The 9210-nt window shown below is 33.1% G+C and carries 13 protein-coding genes; all 13 read left to right on the top strand.

The annotated features are described in order from the left end of the window. Positions 1–5 precede the first annotated feature (5 nt). The 13 genes from O0R46_RS02145 to O0R46_RS02205 all read left to right on the top strand — a co-directional run bounded on the left by O0R46_RS02145 (position 6) and on the right by O0R46_RS02205 (position 9208). Positions 6–218: a hypothetical protein gene (locus tag O0R46_RS02145; RefSeq protein ID WP_269311953.1), complete on the top strand. Its 213-nt coding sequence runs from the start codon at positions 6–8 to the stop codon at positions 216–218. Positions 219–234: 16 nt separating this feature from the next. Then, positions 235–741: a hypothetical protein gene (locus O0R46_RS02150; protein ID WP_269311954.1), complete on the top strand. Its 507-nt coding sequence runs from the start codon at positions 235–237 to the stop codon at positions 739–741. Between the two features lie 885 nt (positions 742–1626). Beyond that, positions 1627–1812, top strand: coding sequence for a hypothetical protein (locus O0R46_RS02155; protein WP_269311955.1), 186 nt, complete (start codon positions 1627–1629; stop codon positions 1810–1812). Then, the gene (locus tag O0R46_RS02160; protein ID WP_269311956.1) at positions 1813–2118 is read left to right on the top strand and encodes a hypothetical protein; all 306 of its coding nucleotides are present in this window, start codon (positions 1813–1815) and stop codon (positions 2116–2118) included. 155 nt (positions 2119–2273) lie between these two features. Beyond that, entirely contained in the window at positions 2274–2795 is a 522-nt protein-coding gene (locus O0R46_RS02165; RefSeq protein ID WP_269311957.1) for a terminase small subunit, read from the top strand. Next, positions 2785–4068: a PBSX family phage terminase large subunit gene (locus tag O0R46_RS02170; protein ID WP_269311958.1), complete on the top strand. Its 1284-nt coding sequence runs from the start codon at positions 2785–2787 to the stop codon at positions 4066–4068. The genes O0R46_RS02165 and O0R46_RS02170 overlap by 11 nt, the downstream gene beginning before the upstream one ends. 13 nt (positions 4069–4081) lie before the next feature. Then, complete coding sequence (locus O0R46_RS02175) at positions 4082–5428, top strand: phage portal protein (protein WP_269311959.1); 1347 nt, start codon at positions 4082–4084, stop codon at positions 5426–5428. After that, entirely contained in the window at positions 5412–6611 is a 1200-nt protein-coding gene (locus O0R46_RS02180) for a minor capsid protein (RefSeq protein ID WP_269311960.1), read from the top strand. The genes O0R46_RS02175 and O0R46_RS02180 overlap by 17 nt, the downstream gene beginning before the upstream one ends. 84 nt (positions 6612–6695) lie before the next feature. Further along, entirely contained in the window at positions 6696–7325 is a 630-nt protein-coding gene (locus O0R46_RS02185; protein WP_269311961.1) for a DUF4355 domain-containing protein, read from the top strand. 20 nt (positions 7326–7345) lie between these two features. Further along, positions 7346–8206 carry a hypothetical protein gene (locus O0R46_RS02190; RefSeq protein WP_269311962.1) on the top strand — a complete coding sequence of 287 codons (861 nt, stop codon included), beginning with the start codon at positions 7346–7348 and terminating at the stop codon, positions 8204–8206. A gap of 14 nt (positions 8207–8220) precedes the next feature. Beyond that, complete coding sequence (locus tag O0R46_RS02195) at positions 8221–8448, top strand: hypothetical protein (protein WP_269311963.1); 228 nt, start codon at positions 8221–8223, stop codon at positions 8446–8448. A gap of 8 nt (positions 8449–8456) precedes the next feature. Continuing rightward, the gene (locus O0R46_RS02200) at positions 8457–8855 is read left to right on the top strand and encodes a hypothetical protein (RefSeq protein WP_269311964.1); all 399 of its coding nucleotides are present in this window, start codon (positions 8457–8459) and stop codon (positions 8853–8855) included. Next, positions 8855–9208 (top strand): hypothetical protein, encoded by a 354-nt coding sequence (locus tag O0R46_RS02205; protein ID WP_269311965.1) that lies wholly within the window; start codon positions 8855–8857, stop codon positions 9206–9208. The genes O0R46_RS02200 and O0R46_RS02205 overlap by 1 nt, the downstream gene beginning before the upstream one ends. Positions 9209–9210 lie beyond the last annotated feature (2 nt).

A 9210-nucleotide genomic window follows, 5' to 3' on the forward strand; every position in this document is an offset into this window, starting at 1 on the left:
AGTAGATGAATAAAGGTGACGATTACAGAAATACGATATTTAAGAATAATGCGAATTTAAAACTTGAATGGTTTAAAACTATGGCCGCTATAAAATGTATAGCGAGTGGTTGTGGTGCTAGAAAAGATGGATACGTAGTGCCAGTTGAAGGTAAGCAAGATGAATTTAAACAAATTGTAGATAAAACACTTAAAGATAATAATGCACTAATTGGATAGAAAAAGGGGGTAGTCTATGCGAGATGTACTGTTCACTAAAGAAGAGTTACAAGAGGTTGAGAGATGGCTAAAAGGATATAAGTACCTTAGTTCAGATATTAGACAGTATGACCTTAAAATTGAATCTGTTAAGCGACAGACGTATTCTAGTGGGGCTATTAGATATGATAAAGATAAATTATCTCCTAGCTATGCTTTTAATAGTGAGGTAGAAAATGAAGTATTGAGAAAAGAAAAAGAGATTGAGAGGCTAGAGAGATTAAAGCAAGAAACATTATTAATCAAAGAAAGAATAGAGATAGCTATTAACAACTTAACATCAGACCAAAAAATATTATTTGATTATGAATTTAATAACAAAGAAAGACGGTACAAAAAGCAACAGATAGCTGACTTTATGCAGATTGATATTAAAACTCTTAATAGATTACATGATGATTTAATATTAAGCTCAGCTAATAGTTTGCATCCTGAAAGGACAAGAGAATTTCTGTATAAAAACTTTAATGTATCAAATTCCTAGAAAATTCCTAGAAAATTCCTTGTATGTTCCTTATTTCAATGATTAGAAGGTGCTAAACTATTATTGTGGTAAGTTTTCATTAATTGATTGTTAGACCTCCGTTTTAATGATTACAACCTAGGTAAGTTGTAAAACTGCCTAATTTATAGCAACTTGGGAAGGATTAACGCTGTGTTCCTGAATGGGAGTAGCTTTGATGGGTTAGAATTCACATGTGCCTGGGGTTGCTATATTGTGGGAATATTGGTGTAAGCAAGTTCGATTCTTGCAATTCCCTTTTAAAAAATGTATGTATTTTTTCTAGGATATGAAGCCTGGTAACCTTTATAACCGATTTTTTTCAAACAAACCAAAATTGTACGCAAGGCAACCTAATATTAGTGGAGTAGCTAACCAATAAAGCCTTTCTAAGCCTTGGTAAAGGATATAGATATTAGGTGTACAAATTAATTATAAAGAAATGCGTAAACTGTCGGCCTCTTAACAATGCTCATTAGACAGAGCGAAGCATATATGACGATATATGCGAAAACTTTATAAGCAAATTAAGTTAAAGTTACAAAACGTAATAGTTCAAAAAAGTAATAGCATAGTCTAGCAGACTTAAAATGCGAAACATAATTATATAACACAATATATTTCTTCTAACGGGAAACAGCGATAGTTAGCCACAATTCCTCAAACAACTAATAATTTTAAAACATGAATTTGGTGGACTAACAGCTGTTTTCTGTTAATATGGGAGTGCGAGTAAGTCGGTATTTATTTTAGTTAATAAATAGTAGGTGCAAGTCCTATCACTTCATTTGTCATTGTATATCCTAAGTGATAGCTAGAGCCACCCTAAGCATGGTGTAAAAAGGCTTATTTTTAATGGAGAAAACTATGTATAAATATAAAATTATTAAAAAAAGATATGGATATGTAGTAGTAAATGAAACGTTAAATACTCATGCACATTTACCTAATTATAAGGGGTGTAGAAATCTGTTACACTTGATTAGAAAAGATGTTGAGATAAGAGATAAGTATTTAAGAAAAGCGAAATGTAGGTTATTAGGAGAGGTTTAAATGCTAGATAAAATTAAAATTGGATGGAAAACATACAACATTGAAAAAGCAACACCTGATAGAAAATTGCAAATGGGTCCTGATGAATATGCAGGTATGATTAATTATAATGATGAAAAGATTTATATTAATGATGAGTGTAGCGAAGGTATGCAAAATGCTACATTAGTACACGAAATATTACATGGCATATCTGATATGTATAAGATAGATGAATTAGATGAATCTGTACTGACTAGATTAGGTGACGCTATTTATACTGTATTAGTTGATAATGGATTAGAGATAAGAAGGAGTGATAAATAATGGAAATAATAGCGGGAACAATATTAATATTCACCATACTGGTTGATTGTATATATTTAGGTTATTGTTTTATTAATTATTTGAGAGATAAATAAGTCCTAGGCAAGACTATAAAAGGTCTATTTTTTATGTTTAAAAAAAGGGGTGTGCAATGTGTGGATAAGAATGAGAGAGTAGAACAGCTTAATAGAGAGATAGTTAACCTTGCTCTATCACTTATGGAAGATTGGGCACCGTCTAGGAATCAACAAAAGAAATTTGTAATGGAATATATAGCCAATGGTTTTATTAATGGTAGTGAGGCTGTTATAAAAGCAGGATACAGTGAAAAAGGAGCGAATACAAAGGCTTCTGAAATGCTTGCAGGTGTTAATAAGTATGAACATATTAAGCCTGTTATAGATGAAGTTAAAAAGGCATATGAGGAGCGAAAAGCAGAGTTAAGTATAGCTAGTGGCACAGAGGTGTTACAATACCTTACAAGTGTTATGAGAGGTGAGCAAACCGAACAAATACTTAAAAGTGAGGGGGCAGAATATGGGCAAGCTATAGTTGATATAGATGTTGGCGCTAAAGATAGGCTTAAAGCGGCAGAAATGCTTGGAAGAACTCATAAATTGTTTACTGATAAATCTGGAAATACTACTGAAATTGTGGTGGTTAGAGATGATATCTAAAAAATATGTAAGTTTAAAAGATGTTGTAATGCCTCATTTCTATGGTTTTTGGAGAGATAGAAGAAATACAGATGTACTCTACTATGTTTTAAAAGGTGGGAGAGGGTCTGGTAAGTCATCAGTTCTTGCACAAGGCTTAGTAATGGATGTGGTAGAACAACCTATTACTGTACTATGTGTCCGAAGAGTTGCTAACACTCTTATGGAGTCCTGTTATGAACAGCTAAAAGAGGCTATAGAACAGTTAGGACTTGAAGATAAGTTCGAATACAGGGTAAGTCCAATGAAGATTACCTATAAGCCTAGAGGTAATTCAATAATATTTAGAGGTGCTGATGACCCGAGTAAAATTAAGTCTATTAAGGTTAGTAGATATCCTATTACAAGGCTATGGATAGAAGAGCTAGCAGAGTTTAAGACAGAAGATGAAGTCAGTATGATAACGAACTCTATACTTAGAGCAGAGTTGCCTGCTGGACTTCAATATAAAATATTCTTTTCGTACAATCCGCCTAAGATGAGACAATCTTGGGTTAATGTTAAGTATGAGAGTGCTATATTACCAAGCAATACTAAAGTATATCATTCTACTTATTTAGACAATCCTTACATATCTAAACAGTTTGTTGAAGAAGCAGAGCATATAAAGGCAACTAAGCCACTTAAATACGATTGGGAATATATGGGTAAAGCGATTGGACTTGGTGTCATACCATTTGACAATCTACTATTCGAAGAGATTACAAATGAGCAAATAGCTAACTTTGATAATATCAAGCAAGGTTGTGACTTTGGGTATGCTACTGACCCACTAGCTTTTGTTCGTATGCACTATGATAAGACAAGAAGGAAGTTATATATCTTTGATGAATTATACGGAGTTAAGATATCTAACAGGAAATTAGCAGATATGATTAAATCTAAAGGATATGAATCAACCTTAACTTTATTTGATAGTGCAGAGCCTAAATCAATTGATGAACTTAGAGGATATGGAATAAAGGGTAAAGGTGCTGTTAAAGGTCAAGATTCAGTAGAGTTTGGGGAAAGATGGCTTGATGATTTAGAATCTATTATTATAGACCCTAAGAGGTGTCCTAACACTTATAGAGAGTTTAGTAATGTAGATTACGCAACTGACAAAAACGGCAATCCACTACCAAGATTAGCTGATAAAGATAATCATACAATAGACGCTACAAGGTATGCTATGAGTGATGAAATGAGAAATAAAGGACTAAAATCAATTAGAAAGTCGCAATTTGGATTGTAGAAAGGGGGATAAAGTGTACAGAACAGATAAAGAAGAGTTAACGATAGAAGAGATAGCAGAGTTTGTAAAGAAACATAAAACTGTTGCAGAACGATATAAAGAGTTGCAAGACTATTATATAGGTAAACATAAAATACTTAAAGCAGAGGAAAAAGCAAATGGAGTGCCAAATAACAAGATAGTCAATCCGTTTCCTAGATATATCACTGATACGCTAGTAGGATACTTTGTCGGGCAACCAATAAGCTATATAAGTAAGACTGATAAAAACAAGCTATTAGAACAACTACAGCCAGTTTTCGACTATTCAGATGAACAAGAAGAAAACTTAGAGCTTGCTAAGATATGCAGTATAAAAGGTAAAGCTTACGAGGTAGTGTATAGAGATGAGCAAGCACAGATAAGGTTTAATGAGATTGAGCCAGAAGAAATGTTTATCATATATGATATGAAGCTTAATCCAAGTATGAAGTATGCAGTTAGATTTTATACAGTTGGAGAAGGTGAAGAGAAATCAGATATTATTGAAGTGTATGATATTGCTAAAGTCACTATATACAAGCAAGAAGATGATAAGTTTACAGTTATAGAAGAACAACAACATACATTTGGTGATGTGCCTGTAGTTGAGTATCTGAATAACAAAGAAGAGCAAGGGGACTTTGAGCAAGTAATGACCCTTATAGACGCTTATAATACAGCACAGTCTAATACGCTAAATGATATGGAGCAATTCACAGACGCTTACTTAGTTCTAGTTAATTTGTTTGATACTAACAGTGCAGATTTAAAGAAAGCTAGAGAAGATAGAACGTTTTTGCTTGGTGGTGATGGTGACGCTAAGTGGCTCACAAAAGATGTAAACGATAGCTGGATTGAGAATTATAAGAATAGAATTAAACAGGATATACACAAGTTCTCATATACTCCTGATATGCAGGACGAAGCGTTTGGGAACAATCTTAGTGGTGTGTCTATAAGGTACAAAATACTAGCTATGGAGCAGATAAGAAGCAATAAAGAGAGAAAGTTCAAGAAAGGACTTCAAAGACGAATAGAGCTAATCTGTAACTCCCTAAGCATACAAAAAGATTTGGATACATTCACAGAGATTAATATTAAGTTTTCTAACACGCTTCCACAAAATGTGTTTGAGTTATCACAAACTATACAGAACTTACAACCAATACTTAGCAAAGAAACTTTAGTTTCATTGTTGCCATTTATAGAAAATGCAAGTGAAGAGTTGCAAAAGAAAGAAGCTGAATTAGATAGTGAAGTGTCAGTATCATATAACTTTGGGAAAAATCAACAAAATGTTGATAATAAAGATGGTGATATAGTTGGCGAAGATAACTAAGATTGATGAATACTGGATAAACAGAGCGAAAGAAAGAAATAAAGCTAATATAAGAGCTTCTGATGATGTTGTAAAACTAATATCTCAACAATATGAGAAAGCTTTAAAAAACATTGAGAAAGAAATTGCAACGTTATTTTATAGGTATTCAGAAGATAACGGTTTGTCTTATACTAGAGCAACAGAACTCTTAAAAGGCAATGCAATAAAAGGGTTCAGAATGGATTTAAAAGAGTATATGGAGCTTATAGATGACCCTAACATACTGCTAGAACTTAATACACTATCTACAAGAAGCAGAATAAGTAATTTAGAAGCTTCTTTTTTTAGTATCCAAAAAGAGTTAGATAAAGCATATATGTATCAATTTGAAGAAGTTGAAACACTTATGTATCAATCAACAGCAGATAACTATTACAAAACAATGTTTGATGTTGCTGTAGTAAGTAGCTTTGTTCCGCGTGACTTTCACAAGCTAACGAAGGCAGAGATTATTGCAGAGTTCTCTAAGCCTTGGAGTGGTCGTAATTTTAGTGAGCGATTATGGAAGAATAGAAGCAAATTAAAAGACGCTATCGAAGAAGAAATAATACAGGGTGCTATAAGAGGTGTCAATCCTCAACAAACTACTAAACGTATTGTTGAAAAGTTTGATGTATCTAAAAAAACAGCTTCTAGGTTAGTGCATACTGAACAACAGTATTTTGCTACATTAGGACAAAAGAAGGCTTACAATGAGTTGAATTTAGATAGATATATATATATAGCTACACTAGATATTAAAACATCTGAAATATGTAGGAGTTTAGACCATGATATATTCTATGTTAAAGATATGCAATCAGGAGTAAATGCTCCACCAATGCACCCACATTGTAGAAGTGCAACAGCTCCTTATTTAGGCGAATTAAAAGGCACTAGAGTTGCTAGAGATAAAGCAGGAAACAATGTTAAAGTTGATAAGAATATGAACTATGAAGAGTGGTATAAACAAAATGTTGAATCTGACTCTGAATATAAGAAAGAGGAAAAGAAGTGGAAAAATCGCCACGCTGATAAGAAACAACATCAAAAAGATAGAGAGAAGTATGGCAGTGATATTCCACGTAGCTTTAAGAAGTATCAAGACTTGAAGTATAATGACCCTGATAAATTAAAAGAAATCGGGAAGAAAAAGAAATAAGTCAATTAATAAAGTTGAATAAACAAGACCTTGATAAGTCTATAAACTGTCTTATTTTTATGTTGAAAGGAGTAACTTACAGGGATGTTAAATAACTATAAGGGACTAATTAGAATGAATTTACAGCTACTTGCAGAAGATGATGGAGCAGTTGGTGGAGAAAGTGTTAATAGCACAGAAGAAAGTAAAAATGCAGAAGAAAGTAAAACTTATACACAAGAAGAATTAAACAAGTTGTTGCAATCAGAAGGTGATAAAAGGGTTACTAGTGCATTAAAGAAAGCAAAAGCAGAATGGGAAAAAGAACAGGAAGAAAAGATATCAGAAGCTGAAAGACTTGCTAAGATGACAGCAGACGAGAGAGCGAAAGCAGAAGCAGAGAAAAAAACTCAAGCTTTAATCGAGGAAAACGAAAGATATAAAAAAGCTAATTTAGAACTACAAGCTAAAAATAACCTTAAAGACCAAGGACTAGATGAATCGTTTAGTTCTTTTCTATTGGGAGTAGACGCTGAATCAACTAACGATAATATAAAGAACTTCAAAGGTGCATTTGATAAAGCAGTAGAAGCAGAAGTTAATGAGAGACTAAAGGGTAAATCTCCGTCGGCTAGTACAGGAATAAGCACAATCACTAAAGATGACATTATGAAGATTGAAGATAAGCAAGCAAGACTTAAAGCAATAACTGAAAATCAACATTTATTTGAATAAGTAAAAAGGAGAATTAAATTATGGCAGTAGAAGAAAAATTATCAAGAACGTTTATAAGACCACAGGAAATTGATTTTGTTGAAGTATTTGGAAAGGAATTGAAAAACCTTACAAGAATGCTAGGCATTGAAAGAAAAATGCCTTTACCTATGGGGTCTATAATTAGAACTTATACATCACAGGTTACACTAGATGGAACAGTAGTAGAACCAGGTGATATCATACCATTATCAGAAGTTAAGATGGTTGAAGGCCCTAAGCAAGAGTTAGTATGGGACAAGAAAAGAAAGGCTGTTCCAGTTGAAGATATTCAGAAATATGGTTTCCAACAGTCTATAATAACAACTGATAATAAATTAATGAGAGAATTGCAGAAAGAACTTAAAAAGAAACTTTTTGCACAATTAGCAACTGGGAAAACAGAAGTTACAGGTGCAGGATTCCAAGAATCAATGGCAAAAGGTTGGGGAGCATTAGCAGAAAAATTTGAAGATGATGATATAACATCAATAGCATTTGTAAACCCACTTGATGTATCTGATTACTTAGCTAAAGCTAATATTAGTACACAAACAACATTTGGATTGAAATATGTTGAGAATTTCCTAAATGTTAGTGTAGCTATTATATCAGCGTCAGTACCTAAGGGAACTATATATATGACAGCTTCACAGAACTTAGTATTAGCTTACGCAACAATGGGTTCAGGAGAGATAGATAAAGCTTTTGACCTAACAACTGATTCAACAGGAATAATAGGTATAGGGCATGATGTTAATATGCAGAGATTGACAGCAGAAACTATAACAGTATCAGCAATGTTATTATTCGCTGAAAGAGTAGATGGAATTGTGAAAGCTACTATAACACCTGGAGTGTAGATAGGAGGTAATATATGAGATACGTTGCAATTAGGCAGTTTGAAGATATAGAAGATGATAATACTTCTTATGTTTTAGGTACTGTATATCCTAGGGAAGGTGTAGAAGTAGATAGCAAAAGAATAAACGAGTTATCAACTAGAAATAATGCAAGAGGTGAAGTGCTTATAGTACCACTTGTTGAGCTACCTGCAAAGGAAGAAAAAAAGACTACAGCAAAGTCTAAAACAGCTAGTAAGTAGGTGATTATATGGACGAATTACAAAGAACTAGAATACTAGATAAATTGTATATACTTGTCCCAACTATTCCACAAGAGAGTAAGGCTGTAATAGGTCTTACTCTTGATATATTGGTTCAAAAAATACTTAATTACTGTTGTAGAAAAGACATTCCACCTGCATTAGAGTTGATTATTATTGATATGATGAGTACTTATGCTAATGCTAAGTATAATATTACAAGTCAAGATGTTAAATCAGACAATGGAATTAAGGCTATAACACGTGGTAAGACTAAGATTGAGTATAATGTTGCACAGCCTACTAGGATAGCTGTAACAAGCACTGATGACCTTATAAAGGTGTTTAAAAGTCAACTTAATAGATTTAAAAAGCTTATATCTCCAAGTGTAAATGAGGTGATATAGTGACAGAAGTTGATATATTAGCTAGTACATATAGTGACAGCATGAATGTGTATAGATATGAAGAAAAAGAAAACCCATTTAGCCATATAACTGATATGGGAGAAGTATTGAAACACTCTAACATACTATGTGAGCTAGATTATGGGCAAAGTGGAATATCGTATGCTTTAGCTGGCGAAACAGACGGACTTAATTCAGACTACACAGTATTTTGTAGACCTGAAATAGATGTTATAGAGGGTGATAAGTTAGTTATTACACACTTAGGAAGAGAGTACACTTGTACAGCAGGATTGCCTTTTAAATGGTCTTCACACTTAGAAATACCAGTTACTATGAAAAAGAGGGTGTAATT

It is taken from the genome of Peptostreptococcus equinus (assembly GCF_027125355.1).
Taxonomy (GTDB): domain Bacteria; phylum Bacillota; class Clostridia; order Peptostreptococcales; family Peptostreptococcaceae; genus Peptostreptococcus; species Peptostreptococcus equinus.

What these genes read in the sequence shown, in the direction of transcription:
- O0R46_RS02145 (WP_269311953.1), top strand. Translation starts at nt 6, where the DNA reads ATGAATAAAGGTGACGATTACAGAAATACGATATTTAAGAATAATGCG.
- O0R46_RS02190 (WP_269311962.1), top strand. Translation starts at nt 7,346, where the DNA reads ATGGCAGTAGAAGAAAAATTATCAAGAACGTTTATAAGACCACAGGAA.
- O0R46_RS02200 (WP_269311964.1), top strand. Translation starts at nt 8,457, where the DNA reads ATGGACGAATTACAAAGAACTAGAATACTAGATAAATTGTATATACTT.
- O0R46_RS02170 (WP_269311958.1), top strand. Translation starts at nt 2,785, where the DNA reads ATGATATCTAAAAAATATGTAAGTTTAAAAGATGTTGTAATGCCTCAT.
- O0R46_RS02195 (WP_269311963.1), top strand. Translation starts at nt 8,221, where the DNA reads ATGAGATACGTTGCAATTAGGCAGTTTGAAGATATAGAAGATGATAAT.
- O0R46_RS02185 (WP_269311961.1), top strand. Translation starts at nt 6,696, where the DNA reads ATGTTAAATAACTATAAGGGACTAATTAGAATGAATTTACAGCTACTT.
- O0R46_RS02160 (WP_269311956.1), top strand. Translation starts at nt 1,813, where the DNA reads ATGCTAGATAAAATTAAAATTGGATGGAAAACATACAACATTGAAAAA.
- O0R46_RS02150 (WP_269311954.1), top strand. Translation starts at nt 235, where the DNA reads ATGCGAGATGTACTGTTCACTAAAGAAGAGTTACAAGAGGTTGAGAGA.
- O0R46_RS02155 (WP_269311955.1), top strand. Translation starts at nt 1,627, where the DNA reads ATGTATAAATATAAAATTATTAAAAAAAGATATGGATATGTAGTAGTA.